The sequence below is a fragment of the Xenorhabdus sp. SGI 60 genome, assembly GCF_056632175.1.
Map to the genome: position 1 here is coordinate 1,322,110 of NZ_CP196860.1, position 14,891 is coordinate 1,337,000.

14 protein-coding genes are annotated in these 14,891 nt (G+C 43.6%); 9 read left to right on the top strand and 5 right to left on the bottom strand.

The window, feature by feature from the left end; genetic code table 11:
- The first annotated feature begins 45 nt into the window (after nucleotides 1-45).
- Together ACSJJG_RS06515 and ACSJJG_RS06520 are read left to right on the top strand one after the other, a co-directional pair.
- A complete protein-coding gene (locus ACSJJG_RS06515) occupies nucleotides 46-462 on the top strand; it encodes a hypothetical protein (RefSeq protein ID WP_481088836.1) in 417 nt (138 codons plus the stop codon).
- A gap of 5 nt (nucleotides 463-467) precedes the next feature.
- Nucleotides 468-1,001 (top strand): GNAT family N-acetyltransferase, encoded by a 534-nt coding sequence (locus ACSJJG_RS06520; protein WP_481090394.1) that lies wholly within the window; start codon nucleotides 468-470, stop codon nucleotides 999-1,001.
- Nucleotides 1,002-1,100: 99 nt separating this feature from the next.
- On the opposite strand, the gene mnmC is transcribed toward ACSJJG_RS06520, so the two are convergent.
- Nucleotides 1,101-3,149, bottom strand: coding sequence for a bifunctional tRNA (5-methylaminomethyl-2-thiouridine)(34)-methyltransferase MnmC2/FAD-dependent 5-carboxymethylaminomethyl-2-thiouridine(34) oxidoreductase MnmC1 (gene mnmC, locus ACSJJG_RS06525; RefSeq protein ID WP_481088837.1), 2,049 nt, complete (start codon nucleotides 3,147-3,149; stop codon nucleotides 1,101-1,103).
- Between the two features lie 204 nt (nucleotides 3,150-3,353).
- Between mnmC and fabB the strand changes: the two genes are divergently transcribed.
- Nucleotides 3,354-4,568: a beta-ketoacyl-ACP synthase I gene (gene fabB / locus ACSJJG_RS06530; protein ID WP_481088838.1), complete on the top strand. Its 1,215-nt coding sequence runs from the start codon at nucleotides 3,354-3,356 to the stop codon at nucleotides 4,566-4,568.
- A gap of 60 nt (nucleotides 4,569-4,628) precedes the next feature.
- On the opposite strand, the gene ACSJJG_RS06535 is transcribed toward fabB, so the two are convergent.
- The 3 genes from ACSJJG_RS06535 to ACSJJG_RS06545 are packed head-to-tail and all read right to left on the bottom strand — an operon-like array spanning nucleotide 4,629 to nucleotide 7,567.
- Nucleotides 4,629-6,137: a tripartite tricarboxylate transporter permease gene (locus ACSJJG_RS06535; protein ID WP_481088839.1), complete on the bottom strand. Its 1,509-nt coding sequence runs from the start codon at nucleotides 6,135-6,137 to the stop codon at nucleotides 4,629-4,631.
- Nucleotides 6,138-6,147: 10 nt separating this feature from the next.
- Complete coding sequence (locus ACSJJG_RS06540) at nucleotides 6,148-6,579, bottom strand: tripartite tricarboxylate transporter TctB family protein (RefSeq protein WP_481088840.1); 432 nt, start codon at nucleotides 6,577-6,579, stop codon at nucleotides 6,148-6,150.
- Between the two features lie 13 nt (nucleotides 6,580-6,592).
- The gene (locus ACSJJG_RS06545) at nucleotides 6,593-7,567 is read right to left on the bottom strand and encodes a Bug family tripartite tricarboxylate transporter substrate binding protein (RefSeq protein ID WP_481088841.1); all 975 of its coding nucleotides are present in this window, start codon (nucleotides 7,565-7,567) and stop codon (nucleotides 6,593-6,595) included.
- A gap of 284 nt (nucleotides 7,568-7,851) precedes the next feature.
- Here ACSJJG_RS06545 and tctD point away from each other — a divergent pair, with 284 nt between their 5' ends.
- Complete coding sequence (gene tctD / locus ACSJJG_RS06550) at nucleotides 7,852-8,517, top strand: transcriptional regulator TctD (RefSeq protein ID WP_481088842.1); 666 nt, start codon at nucleotides 7,852-7,854, stop codon at nucleotides 8,515-8,517.
- Nucleotides 8,517-9,950, top strand: a complete 1,434-nt coding sequence (locus ACSJJG_RS06555; protein WP_481088843.1) for a sensor histidine kinase — start codon at nucleotides 8,517-8,519, stop codon at nucleotides 9,948-9,950. Before tctD ends, ACSJJG_RS06555 begins: the two co-directional genes overlap by 1 nt.
- On the opposite strand, the gene ACSJJG_RS06560 is transcribed toward ACSJJG_RS06555, so the two are convergent.
- Nucleotides 9,900-10,802, bottom strand: coding sequence for a DMT family transporter (locus ACSJJG_RS06560; protein ID WP_481088844.1), 903 nt, complete (start codon nucleotides 10,800-10,802; stop codon nucleotides 9,900-9,902). The two genes, ACSJJG_RS06555 and ACSJJG_RS06560, sit on opposite strands and share 51 nt — an antisense overlap.
- Before the next feature lie 148 nt (nucleotides 10,803-10,950).
- Between ACSJJG_RS06560 and ACSJJG_RS06565 the strand changes: the two genes are divergently transcribed.
- The 4 genes from ACSJJG_RS06565 (at nucleotide 10,951) to truA (ending at nucleotide 14,852) form a co-directional block, all read left to right on the top strand.
- A complete protein-coding gene (locus ACSJJG_RS06565) occupies nucleotides 10,951-11,730 on the top strand; it encodes an AraC family transcriptional regulator (protein WP_481088845.1) in 780 nt (259 codons plus the stop codon).
- A gap of 90 nt (nucleotides 11,731-11,820) precedes the next feature.
- The gene (gene pdxB / locus ACSJJG_RS06570; protein ID WP_481088846.1) at nucleotides 11,821-12,948 is read left to right on the top strand and encodes a 4-phosphoerythronate dehydrogenase PdxB; all 1,128 of its coding nucleotides are present in this window, start codon (nucleotides 11,821-11,823) and stop codon (nucleotides 12,946-12,948) included.
- A 54-nt stretch (nucleotides 12,949-13,002) separates the two neighbouring features.
- The gene (locus tag ACSJJG_RS06575; protein ID WP_481088847.1) at nucleotides 13,003-14,013 is read left to right on the top strand and encodes an aspartate-semialdehyde dehydrogenase; all 1,011 of its coding nucleotides are present in this window, start codon (nucleotides 13,003-13,005) and stop codon (nucleotides 14,011-14,013) included.
- Nucleotides 14,013-14,852, top strand: a complete 840-nt coding sequence (gene truA / locus ACSJJG_RS06580; RefSeq protein ID WP_481088848.1) for a tRNA pseudouridine(38-40) synthase TruA — start codon at nucleotides 14,013-14,015, stop codon at nucleotides 14,850-14,852. Before ACSJJG_RS06575 ends, truA begins: the two co-directional genes overlap by 1 nt.
- The last annotated feature ends 39 nt before the right edge of the window (nucleotides 14,853-14,891 follow it).

Below are 14,891 nucleotides of genomic sequence, written 5' to 3' on the forward strand. Positions count from 1 at the left end.
CTTTGGAAGTCAAGATTAGAAAAGGATATTTCAGGAGATAGTGACATGAAACTGGAAAGTAGCTTTGTTCAAAGTGGTTACAGAGAGTATGCTGAAAATAGTAAAGTACTTTTATTACCTGAATCGATAAATTCTGACTCATTAACATTTGCTGAGAAAAAGGCGATGAATACAACATTGGAAAAAAGAGTTGAAAATCTGGAACCAGACGTTGTTCAAATCAAAATGGATGTTGCTGTTATAAAATCAAATTATGCAACAAAAACAGATATTGAAATAGTCAGTTCTTTGATTTACAAAGAAATATCCTCTGTACGTAGTGATATCTCATCTATACATCAAAAAATATCAACTTTAAATGAGGAGCTATCCAATAAAATAGTTGCTCAAACCAAATGGATGGTCACAATGCTGTTTGGTTTTTCTGGTGCCATTATTGCCGCAATGAGGTTTATGATTTGAACACAATGCCTTCTATTCGCTTAACACAAAAATCAGATGTAACCCAATTACCCGCAGTAGAACGTTCTGCTGCGAAATTATTTAGGTTTATACCTGAATTGGCTTGGATAACCGAGGGGCACGTGCAAACTGAGCAGCAACATTTGAGCTATATTGCGCAAGGCAATAGCTGGATTGCCCTTAATGAAGATGCCCTGCCTATTGGTTTTATTTTGGCTAAGCTGTTAGATGATGGACTCCATATTATAGAGCTTTCTGTGCATGAAAATTGGCAGAGAAAAGGGATTGGAAAGATATTGATTGAAAAAGTCATTCAGGTTGCTGAACAGCGTCATCTTAACGCTGTGACATTGACAACTTTTCGTTATGTTAACTGGAACGCTCCCTTTTATCATAAATTGGGATTTGAGATCTTAGATTCGCAGCAACTTTCTAGGTCATTACAGCAAATACTACAAAGTGAAGTCGATTATGGGTTTGCTGAAGAACAACGTTGTGCAATGAGACGATTGCTTAAGATAACCACTGCACCTGAATAATTTACTGAATTTGAAATAATAACAATTTTGAAAATAAAGATTGTAGGAGGTTGCATCAGACATAATTTTTCCATGCCTGATGCAACAGAATAAACTACTTCAAGGTTTTTCTGTTCTTACTGCCTTGCCGCGTAATAACTTCCTGACCCAAAAGCGATTTGGGTGTAAAGCCACCAATGTCTCATCATCAAGCGGTAGAGCTTCCCCAAAAATCTGGCTAGCCAATAATTCTGCGCTTAAAGGAGCGGAACATAATCCACGTGAACCCAACGCGCCAAGAATAAATAAGTCTGGGTAACAAGGAGATTCTTCAATCATTTTATTAGTGTTTATTTGCAGAGATAAATTTGCATATTTATCCATAAGTTCACTGAAAGCAGGAACATTCCCGACCATTGGCATATGATCTCGAATGACACACCGGATACCCTGACGAGACTTCTCTTCTGAAATGTCAACTTCCTGTGGCCAATCAACATCCGGGAAACATTTTAATAAACGATCTCGGTTTTCTTGTTGCTCGATAGAAGAGTACAGTGTATCCAACCGATTGCGTTGATAACTGGCACCGATACAGTGATATTGGTTATTAGGATTAACAGGAGTCATGTAGCCATCGTAACACAGTACACTTTTCAATTGGCTCAGGTTATCTGTAGTTGGAATATGGCTAACTTGACCGCGAACAGCGGTTACAGGGAGTTTTTTAGTCTGTTCAAATTGTGGCAGACAGTGACCATTGGCAATAATGACAACGTTGTGACCCTTGCATTGCAGGTTTTCCTTATGTTCAATCTGCAATTGCCAGCCGTTTTCACTTTGAATAAGCTGAGTTATTTTATGATTAAAATAAAATTGCATTCCACGTTGTTCAGCCAGTTTAATTACTGCTTGAGTCAGTTGTGCGGGGTATAACCATCCGCCTTGTGGATAGTGAATGCCATCATAATTCACATCTATTCCACTGACATGGCTTAATTGGTTACGGTTCATGCCGAGGGCAATTTCTTCTGGCCATGTTGTCCGTAGCATTTTGCTAATTTTCTTCGCGCTTTTTTCATCATAAGCTAGTTGGCTGACACCACACCATTGATGGTCAAACGATACATTTTCGTCAATTAATTGATCGTACTGACGGCGGGCAAAAGTAAATGCTGATGTAAAGAAACGTTCTAATGGATCGTCATTACCATTCAGTAAGGGATAAATGGCCCCTTGTTGATTGCCGGATGCATTTTGGGCTGGTTGGGCATCCTGGCAATATAGTGTGACTTTGGCGCCACGGCGCAATAGGGCAAGTGCAGTGAGTGCGCTGGCAATACCACCACCAATGATGGCTATATCATCAGTATGAGTAGCGGCTTTGCGAGAAAACCAGGGTTCATAAGGTAAGTGAAGTGGGCCACTTGATGAAGATAACGTACCGGTCAGCATCTCTCTTTTACGTCCAAAGCCTTTAACCTTAGTGACATTAAAGCCAGCTGCCTGCAATCCTCGGCGGACTATTCCGGCGGAGGTAAAGGTTGCAAACGTACCTTCAGGACGACAAAATTTTGCCATTGCAGCGAACAACTGTTCACTCCACATTTGTGGATTTTTTGCTGGCGCAAAACCATCTAAAAACCAGGCATCAATTTTCTCTGTCAGGCTTGAACTTATTTTCGGTAATAGATCATTTACATCCCCAAACCAAAGATCCAGGGTGATAGCGCCATTATCCAGCATTAATCTATGGCAACCCGCCAGTGGTAAGGGCCATTGTTGGCATAATTGCGCAGAAAATGCCTTAAACTCTGGCCAACGTTGGTGTGCTGTTTTCAGGTCAGATGGTTTTAATGGGTATTTTTCAAAACTGATATAATGTAGCCGTTTTAATGCAGATTCAGGATATTGTTGTTTAAAATGGGAGAAAGATCGCCAAAGTGTCAGGAAATTCAATCCAGTACCGAATCCCGTTTCTGCAATAACACATTCTGAACGGGAATGTGTATTAAAACGTTGAGGAAAATGATTACCTTTCAAAAATACATATAATGTTTCTTCCAAGCCATCTTGATTTGAAAAATAAACATCATCAAACTGTTCTGAAATGGGGGTGCCCTGCTCATTCCAGCTTAGGGTTGCGTTGCTGATAGCACTGTTTTTCACAATAATGCCTGTACTGTTGATAACAATAATAGGTGGATTTTAACGGTCTTCGTTTAGTTGCACCACCCATGACAAAGCTTCAAAGTTGAGTCAAGATCAATTTTTCTTTGAATTTTTAACCTGATCGGACTTGTTCGGCTTACAAGTGTAAGCTAAAGTGCAGGTGAATAAATCCCGCAGGTAAACATATTGATGAGGTAAGTAATGAAACGTGCAGTGATCACCGGTCTGGGTATTGTTTCCAGTATTGGTAATAACCAGAAAGAGGTGTTGGAATCTCTGAAAGAGGGCCGTTCCGGGATAACTTTCTCAGAAAAATTTAAAGAAATGGGCATGCGCAGCCATGTTTGGGGAAATGTAAAACTGGATACCTCTGGTTTGATTGACCGCAAAACTTTACGTTTCATGAGTGACGCATCGATTTATGCTTATCTGGCAATGGATGAGGCAATTAAAGATTCCGGCCTGTCCGATGAACAAGTTTCTAACCTTCGTACTGGATTAGTTGTCGGTTCAGGAGGAGGCTCTCCCTATAACCAAGTCGCAGGTTCAGATGGTATGCGTGCCCGTGGATTGCGTGGCGTTGGGCCTTATATGGTCACACGGGCAATGGCTTCTGGTGTATCAGCGTGTTTGGCAACACCGTTTAAGATCAAGGGAGTCAACTACTCCATCAGTTCTGCCTGCTCAACTTCTGCACACTGTATCGGCCATGCCGTTGAATTAATCCAACTCGGTAAGCAGGATATTATTTTTGCCGGCGGTGGTGAAGAATTAAGTTGGGAAATGGCTTGTGAATTTGATGCAATGGGAGCACTTTCCACTAAATATAATGAAACACCAGAACAAGCCTCCCGTACTTATGATCAAAACCGTGATGGTTTCGTGATCGCTGGTGGTGGCGGTATTGTGGTTGTTGAAGAGTTAGAGCACGCATTAGCCCGTGGTGCGCATATTTATGCTGAAATTATCGGTTACGGGGCAAATTCAGATGGCGCAGATATGGTCGCTCCTTCTGGAGAAGGCGCTGTGCGTTGTATGAAGATGGCATTAGATGGTGTTGAAGGTGGGGTCGATTACATTAATACTCACGGAACTTCGACACCAATTGGTGATTTGAAAGAGTTGGAAGCCATTAGAGAGGTTTTTGGCGACAATACACCAGCCATTTCCGCCACTAAAGCGATGACAGGGCATTCATTGGGTGCAGCAGGTGCCCATGAAGCGATTTATAGCTTGTTGATGTTGGAGCATGGAATTATTGCACCAAGTATTAATATTGAAGATCTGGATGAAAAAGCACAGGGCATGAATATTATTACTGAACCTACCGAACGCGAGCTAAAGACAGTGATGTCCAATAGCTTCGGGTTCGGTGGTACAAATGCATCCCTGGTGATGCGCAAGCATTCAAACTGATTTTTTAAGTAATAAAAAATTTATAGCCAATCCATTGATTTTGTGGATTGGCTATTTTTATTAAGGCGCCACAATTTTATTGCGGCGTTTATTAATGATGCGCAGAATGGGTGGAATAACAATTACCAATACTGCCAGAGTCAGCAAAACTTGTGTGATAGTACTACTCCATAGGATCTCAAAATCTCCATTACTGATTGATAGTGCCCGTCGTAGGTTTTGTTCCAGCATTTCGCCTAAGACGAAACCTAAAATCAGTGGTGACATTGGGAAATTCATTTTTCGCAGTATGTAGCCGAAAACACCTAATCCGACCATCAACATAAGGTCAAAAGTGGTACTGTGGATGGCATATACTCCAACTGCGGAAACGATGGCTATTGAAGGAACCAAGAACCACATTGGTATACTCAACATACGGGTAAATAGCCCAATCATCGGGATGTTCATGATCAGTAACAAAATATTGGCGATCAACAAAGCAGCAATAAGTCCCCAGACGATATCAGGTTGCTCGGTGAACATGGTAGGACCGGGAGTGATGTTATAAAGTGTCAAAGCGCCCAGCATCACAGCGGTTGTACCTGAGCCGGGGACACCGAGAGTCAGCATGGGAATAAATGAACCACAGGCTGATGCGTTATTGGCGGCCTCTGGTGCAGCGACACCGCGGATATCACATTTACCAAATGAATCACTGTTACCGCTGATCCGTTTTTCTGTCATGTAGGTTATTGCACTGGCAATGGTAGCCCCTGCACCGGGTAATATTCCCACAAAAAAGCCAATCACTGATGAGCGTAAGGTTGGTCCTACACACGTTGCCGCTTCTTTCCGATTGAATAGCAAACGCCCTGTTTGGCGAATGACTTTTTGCCCCGCAGAAGTACTCTCCAACATCAATAAAATTTCACTGACGGAAAATAGCCCAATAACGACAACAATAAATTGAATACCATCGGAGAGATGCACGTTATCAAAGGTGAAACGATAAACGCCGGTGTTGGCATCCACGCCCACGGTTGCTAAGGCCAAACCGATTAAGGCTGCAAGAAGTGACTTTATGGGATTTTGGCTCATCATGCTGCCGAGGCAAGCAATGGCAAATACCATGAGTGCAAAATACTCAGCAGGCCCAAATGCTAAAGACCACTGTGCTAAAAGTGGAGCAAATAAAATGATACCCATGATAGCCAAAAGTGAGCCACAAAACGAACTAACAGCAGAGATAGAGAGTGCAATCCCCGCTCGTCCCTGTTTTGCCATCGGGTAACCATCAAGCGTTGTCATAATGGCAGCGGCATCTCCCGGTACATTCAGTAAGATTGAAGAGATACGGCCCCCATACTCACAACCAATGTAGACAGTTGCCAATAAAATTAGGGCAGATTCAGCGGGTAATTTTAACGCAAAAGCCAATGGCAGCAGGATCGCCACCCCATTTATGGGACCAAGACCAGGTAGTAACCCAACAACAGTACCGATAAAACAGCCGATTAATGCAATGACCAAGTTTTTAGGCACTAATGCGACTTCAAAACCATGGATCAGATATATCCAAGTATCCATTGTTGTCTCCTTAGCTGAACCAACTGCCGACGGGCAGAGTGACTTCTAGCAGACGATCAAAGGCAAAAAAGAGCGAAATACCGAGAAATACCCCAGAAAAAATCGCTGTAAGGAGCGTGGCGTTAAAGAGTAGTGCCACACAGATAGTCAATAGCGTGGTTGCGAGTGGAAAACCTAACCATTCAAATGACCATGCGTAAATGGCTAGTGTGGCAATTAATAAAACTAAGCGACGTAACGCTTGTGGTGTCGGCCAGTAAACAGGATCAGGTTTTTTAAACAGCAACAGTAAAGCACAGAGTGCCATCAATGAAATAATAGCAACTGGAAATGGACGAGGACCCAGAGGTTCATAGCTATATTCACTATGGATACCCCATCCAATCACCAACCCTATTCCACATAGCACCAGCCATACAGTAGCAAAGATACGATCGCTCATGATGCTATCCCTGTTATTTTGCTAAACCAAAGGATTTGGCCATTTCATGGTATTGAATAACTTGTTTTTTCACATAGTCATCCAGCTCTTTACCAGTCATATTGAATTCAAATAATCCACGCAGTTCACGCTGTTTTTTAAATTCGTCAGTTTGTTGGAGTGTTTTAAAGGTATCTACCCACCATTGATATTGTTCATCAGAAACTTTGGGTCCCATATAAAAGCCGCGAATAATTGGCCAAACAAAGTCATAACCCTGTTCTTTTGCGGTCGGAATTTTTGCCAAGTTGCCGTCCAGACGTTTATCAGCATAAACCGCGAGTATGCGAATTTTATCGCCACTGAGATAAGGTAAAGTTTCACTTAGATCACCGGATACGACTTGGATATGATTACCCAACAGGGCAGTGATAGGTTCACCGCCACCTTCAAACGCGACATAGCGCATTTTGCGGGGATCAACACCTACCTCTTTTGCCAGTAATGCGGTTTTCATCCAGTCTTGACTACCGATGGAAGCACCTGCACCAAACACAATACTATCGGGCGCTTTTTTAAACGCCTCCATCAAATCTGTCAGCGTCTTGTAAGGCGAATCATTGCGTACAGCAATCATGCCGTAGTCTGTGCCGACACTGGCTAGCCAGCGTACATCATTGACGTTGTAGCGACCAAATTTGCCTTGTGCAAGATTCAATAAGGAACCGCCGGAAAAGGCAACGATAGTACCGGGTTCCGCAGGCCGTTGAGCAATAATGGCATTATAAGCAACTGCGCCGACACCGCCGGGCATAAATGTCACCCGCATGGGAGAATCGATAGTTTTAGTTTCTAATAGTGAAATTTGGATGAGTTTGCAGGTTAAATCAAAGCCTCCGCCAGGTTTGGCGGGTGCAATACATTCGGTTCTATTGGGAGCAGAAGTTGCAAAAGCGCAGGCACAAATAAACAGGCTTGCAACGGTTAATAATGTTTTAAAAGTTCTCATTTTTATTCCTCACATAGCACCAGTAAAGGATATGAATGACAAATTTCTGGTGCATGTTCATTTATAGAAAGGAAACCTTTCAATTACCTTTCATTAACAACAAAAGTTGTCTGGATGTGACTTCAATCGCTTAATTTGCGTAGTGTTTTACATAATTTTGTTAATTAATTGTTTGTATTAATGTTTTTTGTTAACTCCTAAGCAATTGTTAAATCTTAATATTGCAATTATGTGATATCTCCGCTTTATTTCTCTGGTTAATTTTTAACAATAGGTATTATTCAATGCGGCTATTATTGGTTGAAGATCACTCAGAATTATCACATTGGTTACAGAGGGCATTGAATAATGCCGGGTTTGTGGTGGATCTGGCGCAAGATGGTATCGTGGCAGATCAGCTTTTGCAGACTGAAAATTATGCGTTGTTGATTCTGGATGTGGCCTTACCCAGATTGGATGGTTTGTCTCTGTTATCACGACTGCGTAAGCGTGGTCAAAACTTACCCGTATTGTTATTGACTGCTAAAACAGAGGTTACGGATCGTGTGAAAGGATTGAATTCCGGTGCCGATGATTATTTGACTAAGCCTTTTGATTTTCAGGAATTGGAAGCCCGTATTCGTGCATTGTTACGCCGTAGTTCAGCTATACCACAAGAAGCACAGAAATTTGGTTCATTAGCTTATGAAAGCGAAGGGTATTTTGTATTGAACAATGTACTGCTGGCACTGACACCCAGAGAATTGTCTGTTTTAACAACACTATTTCATCGTCGAGGGCGTCCGGTCTCTAAACAGCAATTGTTTGAGCAGGTGTTTTCCCTATCGGATGAGGCAAATCCACAAAGCATAGAGCTATATGTTCATCGGTTGCGGAAAAAATTAATCAACAGTGACGTAGAAATCAGGACATTACGTGGATTGGGATATCGATTGGAGCGGCTGGCATAATGAAGTATCTGAAAGTACCGCGATCGTTATTCCACCAATTATTGCTGTTCCTGGGCGTCCCTTTACTATTACTGGGTTGTGTTTCTGTTTATAGCCAGTATATCGGTGTGAAAAATGCAGCTATGTTGGCTTATGACAGAACACTGCTTGCTTCAGCAAGAACAGTCGCTGAACGTTTGATTGTCAGAGATCAAAACTTGCTCGTTGATGTACCTTATGTTGTTTTGGACAGTTTCGAACGCAATACAAATGATCGCCTGTACTATCAGGTCATATCGCCGAAAGGAAAGACGATTTCCGGTTATGACGACCTCCCGCGAATACCGCAGAACGTCCAGCGTTCACCCTTGTATACGGCATTAGCCTATTTTTATGATGCGGAATATCAGGGTCAGCCTATACGTGTAGTGGGGTTATACCAACCCGTCAATGAAGGCAACATAATGGGGATGGCGTTGATATTGGTGGCAGAAACTGTGTCTTCCCGCCAATATATGGCTCAACAGTTACTGCTGTCTTCGCTGGTTAATCAGGGGACGGTCGTATTGTTGACATTACTCCTTGCTTACATTCTGCTCAAGTTCCTGCTGAAACCGTTGCGAAGGCTTTCAGACATTATGATCCGCCGTTCAGCTAATGATCTAACACCATTACCAAATATTTTACCGTGGTCCGAACTTGTTCCATTACTGCAATCGCTTAACCGATATATTGGGCGGTTGGGTTTAATGGTTGGACGCCAAGAGCGATTCAGTGCGGATGCTTCTCATCAACTGAGAACACCTTTAGCGGTATTGAAAACACAGGTTGCAGTAGCGCGTGGCAACCAGGATCCAGAACAGAGGGATAACATACTGACGGCGATTGATAAGAGTTTGGATAATATGATCTTGCTGACTGATCGTCTGCTGCAACTTTCACAACTTAAAGTGCATGAAAAAGAAGCAATACAAAATTATCAGCCGGTCAATATCGTGGAGCTGTTGCAACAAGTCTGCTTTTCTCGCTTACAGCAAGCAGAAAGCAAAAACATTGACTTAGGTTACGAAGGGGAAGATGCCTTATGGATCAGAGGAGATCCCCTGTTGTTAGCCGAAATGAGCGCTAACTTGCTGGACAATGCCATCAAATATACCCCGCAAATGGGAGTGGTGACGGGAAGGGTGAGCATCATGCCAGATAAAAAATACGTTTGCCTTGAGATCGATGATTCAGGGTCGGGTATCGCCCAAGAAGATATTCGTCAATCGCTAATGGCATTTAACCGTTTGGACAACGCTGCTGGGCTGGAGGGGGCAGGATTAGGGCTGACTATTGTTAAAGAAATTTGCCAGTATCACAGTGCCACTCTCCAGCTTTTACCCAGTGAGGTATTGGGGGGATTATTGGTAAGAATTGTGTTCAGGCTTTCTGCGAGTGAGCGGGATGCGTAACTGTTGTGCAAGTATCACACCAGCTAACACAATGCCTCCCCCAATTAAGTGGTAACTGTGCATTTCCTCATGAAGAGCCACGATAGCAATGATGGCAGTAAATACAGGCGCCAGGTTCATAAAAATAGAAGTCATATTTGCGCCAATGCGGGTGACACCTTGTATCCACAAATAGGGCGCAAGAATGGAGGCGGGAATGCCAGCAAATAGAACAAGGGAAAGATTATCGGCTGTTAACTGAACATTGTCCGTTATCATAAAATTAGGCAGAAGCAATAAAACGCCAAACCCAATTTGTACATAGAGTGATTGCCAGTTGGGTAATGGAATTGCCCAGCGTTTGGTTAAAACCCCATATAAGGCATAAGAAGCTGCGGCAATAAACATCATCACTTCCCCAATACCCAGGCCATGTTGCAATAAGGAAGAGGGTTCCCCTTTGCTGACCAGCCACACAAGGCCAAACAGAGATAGCACGGTGCCGAGAGTGATACCAACCGTGGGGGTAACCCGTAAGGCAAAGATACTGATGATGACGGTTAATAAGGGTATCAATGAAGTGAAAATGCCGATGATTGTCGCGCTGACGGTGTGAGCGGCATAATATGCCAGGCTTTGGTTAAGGACCATGCCCAGAGAACCCAAAATCAATAGCTTCCACCAATATTGAGCAACGATTTTCCGCTGCTTTAGGGCTGGCAATAAGAGAAAAGGCGTCAAGGCCAGAAAGGCAATAAACCATCGGTAAAAAGAAATGGCAGCAGGTTCAATCAGGGTGGCAGCAGCTTTGCTGACAACGGCATTGATTGACCAGATCAACACCGCGACGAGGGGGAATAATAAGTTCTTCATTGGGCGAAATTATTTATGTAAGTAAATCGTTTAGTTAGTCTATCAATGACCGATTTATTATATATATTGATAATCAGACAACCGATATGGCAATTAAGACAACATATATACCCTTTATTACTTTATGGGTAAAAATTGCGGGAGTGAAATGATAAAACGGGTGGAGACGAATCAAGCCATATTTCAGCCAATCATGCCAGATATTCTCTCTTTTCGCGATGAAACATTGAGTGCTGATACTGAATGTCGGTTACATACGCATTCTTTTGGCCAATTAATTTATGTCGTTTGTGGCGTGATGGAAACGCAGGTGGGAAAACAGCGCTTTCTTGCTCCACCAGAGTTTTGTATCTGGATACCGAAAAATACCGCCCATTCAAGCTATAACGGGAAGGAATTGCGCTTTTGGATCATTGACATTTCTCCTCAATGGACGGATACCTTACCGCAACAATCTTGCATTATCCGTTTGAGTGGCATCTTCAATGCCATCATGGTGGATTTTTTTGAACGAAAGATCCGGCTGCCGGAAACAGAAAAAGATCGGCGGTTGGCACATATATTGATTGATCAGTTGGAATTGTCGCCAAAGCAGTGTACCTATTTACCTTCCTCAAAAGATAAGTTGCTTGCTCCGATATTACAAATGTTGGAACACAATCCGGCGGATAATACCTCTTTAGCTGAGTGGGCTAAAAAGCGTTATACCTCAGAGAGAACTTTATCACGGCGTTGTAAGCAAGAGTTGGGAATGTCATTTAGTGAATGGCGACAACGGCTGCGTTTTCTGCACGCGATATCCTTATTGGAACAGGGGAAAAGTATTTACGAAATTGCGTTTGATGTGGGGTATAGCTCATCATCGGCTTTTATCGCCATGTTTCAGCAGATTGCGGGCACAACACCAGAACGTTTCAGAAAAGGCTGAGGGCATACAGGTTTTATGTGGATATAGGTTTTATGCAGATAAAATGGCAGAATAGTGGATCACGCCCATTTAAGCCATTGGATGAGAAAAGTGAAAATCTTAGTTGATGAAAATATGCCTTATGCTGAACAGCTCTTCCAGCAATTAGGTGAAGTGCAGGCAATTCCAGGACGCCCGGTGCCTGAAGGAATTTTGGAACATGCCGATGCCTTTATGGTTCGATCTGTCACTAAAGTCAATGAATCTTTGTTGCAAGGTAGTTCGGTGAAATTTGTCGGAACTGCCACTGCGGGTATGGATCATGTTGATCAGCAATGGTTATCTCAGGCAGGGATTGGTTTTTCCGCCGCTCCTGGATGTAACGCCATTGCCGTGGTTGAGTATGTATTCTCGGCATTGATGCTATTGGCTGAACGAGATCGATTTCAGCTTAAAGACAAGATTATCGGTATTGTCGGTGTTGGTAATGTCGGAGGACGCTTAGCTGATCGACTGGCGGCCTTGGGCGTGAAGACTTTACTGTGTGATCCTCCCCGGGCAGATCGTGGTGATAAAGGAGCGTTTTGGCCGTTAGAAAAATTGGTGCAAGAAGCGGATATTCTGACTTTCCATACACCGCTTAATCACTCTGGCCCATACCAGACTTATCATTTGGCTGATGCAGAATTACTTTCTGCATTACCGGATAACCGTATTTTGATTAATGCCAGCCGTGGAGAGGTGATTGATAATCAAGCGTTACTTTCCGCGCTGCAAAATGGAAAAAAGTTACGCACAGTGCTTGATGTTTGGGAAGCAGAGCCTAACCTTTCTCTACCCCTGTTAGCTTTAGTGGATATTGCGACTCCACATATTGCTGGCTATACCCTGGAAGGCAAAGCACGAGGTACAACTCAGGTTTTTGAGGCCTATTGTGAATTCCTGGGGCAACCTCGCAAGACAGAGTTGGCTGATCTGTTGCCGACACCTGATTTCAGTCAGGTCACAGTACGGGGGGAAGTGACACAAAGTCTCCTCAAGCGTTTGATGCATTTAGTGTATGATGTGCGCCGTGATGATGCCCCTTTACGTCAAGTAGCGGATCAACAGGGTGCTTTTGATCGATTACGCAAATACTATCCAGAACGTCGGGAATGGTCTTCCCTGACCGTGCATTGTGACTCAGAAGAGAGTGCTCAATTACTGTCCGAAATTGGATTTAATGCAAAAGTAATTTAATACAGGCAGGGACTCCTGTCTGTCAGCAAAATAAGAGAAGTGGAGAAAACCAACATGTCAGAAGGTTGGAGTATTGCGCTTTTGGGTGCAACGGGCGCAGTAGGTGAAGCGATATTGGCGTTATTACAGGAACGTCAATTTCCGGTTGGTGAACTGCATCTTCTTGCCAGTGAGCAAAGTGTTGGAAAGATCCAGCGTTTTAACGGAAAAAACATCACGGTTCATGATGCGGCAGAATTTGACTGGTCACAGGTACAACTCGCTTTTTTTGCCGCGACGATGGAAATAACGGCACAATATATTGAAAAAGCAACAGAATCTGGCTGTCTGGTGATTGATAGCAGCGGCTTATTTACAGCAGAACCCGATGTGCCTCTGGTTGTTCCTGGCGTTAACCCATACGCATTGGCTGAATATCGTAACCGTAACATCATTGCGGTGGCAGATAGCTCAACTAGTCAGGTTCTGACAGCCATCAAACCATTAATTGATGCGGCAGGCATTGCCCGTTTACATTTGACCAACATATTGCCGGTTTCTGTTCATGGTAAAGCCGCTATTGATGAACTGGCAGGTCAGAGTGCCCGCTTATTGAATGGCATTCCACCAGATGAAGGCCGTTTAAGCAAACAACTGGCTTTCAATTTACTGCCTTTGTTGCCAGATGCAGAAGGTGTGGTGCGTGAAGAGTGCCGTATTGTCGATCAGGTTCGCAAGGTATTGCAGGATGAAGGATTGCCGGTTTCTGTCAGTTGCGTCCAATCCTCCGTTTTTTATGGCATTGCGCAAATGGTGAGTGTGGAAACACTGCGTCCGGTTGGTATCGAAGAAGCTCGTGGTGAGTTTGAACGCCTTGAAGAAATTCGGGTTTCCGAAGAGGGGGATTACCCGACTCCGGTAACGGATGCTTCGGGCAGTGATAGTTTGAGCATAGGTTGTCTGCGTAATGATTATGGTCTGCCAGAGATGCTGCAATTCTGGTCAGTTGCCGATAATATCCGTTTCGGTGGTGCCTTGATGGCGGTTGAAATCGCCGAGAAACTGATGCAGGAGCAATTTTACTGATGTCTGATACAGAGCTGAGTCAGTCTGTGCCAGAGGCAAAAAAAGTAAAAATTGCACTGGGGATTGAATATGACGGCAGTCGATATTATGGTTGGCAGCGTCAGCAAGAAGTGAAAAGTGTGCAGGAGTGCCTGGAAAAAGCCCTGTCGAAAGTCGCGAATGAGCCGATTTCAGTTTCTTGTGCGGGCAGAACGGATGCAGGAGTACACGCAACTGGGCAGGTTGTGCATTTTGAAACCTCAGCCCAACGTAAAGATGCCGCATGGACAATGGGGGTAAATACCCATTTGCCACCGGATATTGCAGTACGTTGGGTTAAAACGGTGGATGATGAGTTCCATGCCCGTTTCAGTGCTACCGCTCGTCGTTATCGCTATGTGATTTTCAACCATCGTTATCGTCCGGCGGTATTGGCGCACGGCGTCACGCATTTTCATTATCCATTGGATGAGAAAAAAATGCATGAAGCGGCACAAAGCTTGTTGGGAGAAAATGATTTTACCTCTTTCCGGGCCGTGCAATGCCAATCCAATTCACCGTGGCGCAATATGATGCATATTAACGTGAGTCGGCACGGGCATTATATTGTCGTGGACATTAAGGCGAATGCTTTCGTGCATCACATGGTACGCAATATCGTTGGCAGCTTGCTAGAGATTGGTTGTGGTAACCAGGATATTGGCTGGATGGCTGAATTATTGGCACTGAAAGACAGGACAAAAGCGGCAGCCACTGCCAAGGCTGAAGGCTTATATTTAGTCGCTGTGGATTATCCTGAGCGTTTTGGTTTACCTGAACCCATCATGGGACCACTGTTTCTGGCAAATCATTTAATTTGACATTTTTGAATAGTGGCAGGGATGTTCGGTCATCACGAG

Coding starts and splice junctions, on each gene's coding strand:
- ACSJJG_RS06515 (WP_481088836.1), top strand. CDS start 46: ATGAAACTGGAAAGTAGCTTTGTTCAAAGTGGTTACAGAGAGTATGCT.
- ACSJJG_RS06520 (WP_481090394.1), top strand. CDS start 468: ATGCCTTCTATTCGCTTAACACAAAAATCAGATGTAACCCAATTACCC.
- fabB (WP_481088838.1), top strand. CDS start 3,354: ATGAAACGTGCAGTGATCACCGGTCTGGGTATTGTTTCCAGTATTGGT.
- ACSJJG_RS06535 (WP_481088839.1), bottom strand. CDS start 6,137: ATGGATACTTGGATATATCTGATCCATGGTTTTGAAGTCGCATTAGTG.
- ACSJJG_RS06540 (WP_481088840.1), bottom strand. CDS start 6,579: ATGAGCGATCGTATCTTTGCTACTGTATGGCTGGTGCTATGTGGAATA.
- ACSJJG_RS06545 (WP_481088841.1), bottom strand. CDS start 7,567: ATGAGAACTTTTAAAACATTATTAACCGTTGCAAGCCTGTTTATTTGT.
- tctD (WP_481088842.1), top strand. CDS start 7,852: ATGCGGCTATTATTGGTTGAAGATCACTCAGAATTATCACATTGGTTA.
- ACSJJG_RS06555 (WP_481088843.1), top strand. CDS start 8,517: ATGAAGTATCTGAAAGTACCGCGATCGTTATTCCACCAATTATTGCTG.
- ACSJJG_RS06560 (WP_481088844.1), bottom strand. CDS start 10,802: ATGAAGAACTTATTATTCCCCCTCGTCGCGGTGTTGATCTGGTCAATC.
- ACSJJG_RS06565 (WP_481088845.1), top strand. CDS start 10,951: ATGATAAAACGGGTGGAGACGAATCAAGCCATATTTCAGCCAATCATG.
- ACSJJG_RS06575 (WP_481088847.1), top strand. CDS start 13,003: ATGTCAGAAGGTTGGAGTATTGCGCTTTTGGGTGCAACGGGCGCAGTA.
- truA (WP_481088848.1), top strand. CDS start 14,013: ATGTCTGATACAGAGCTGAGTCAGTCTGTGCCAGAGGCAAAAAAAGTA.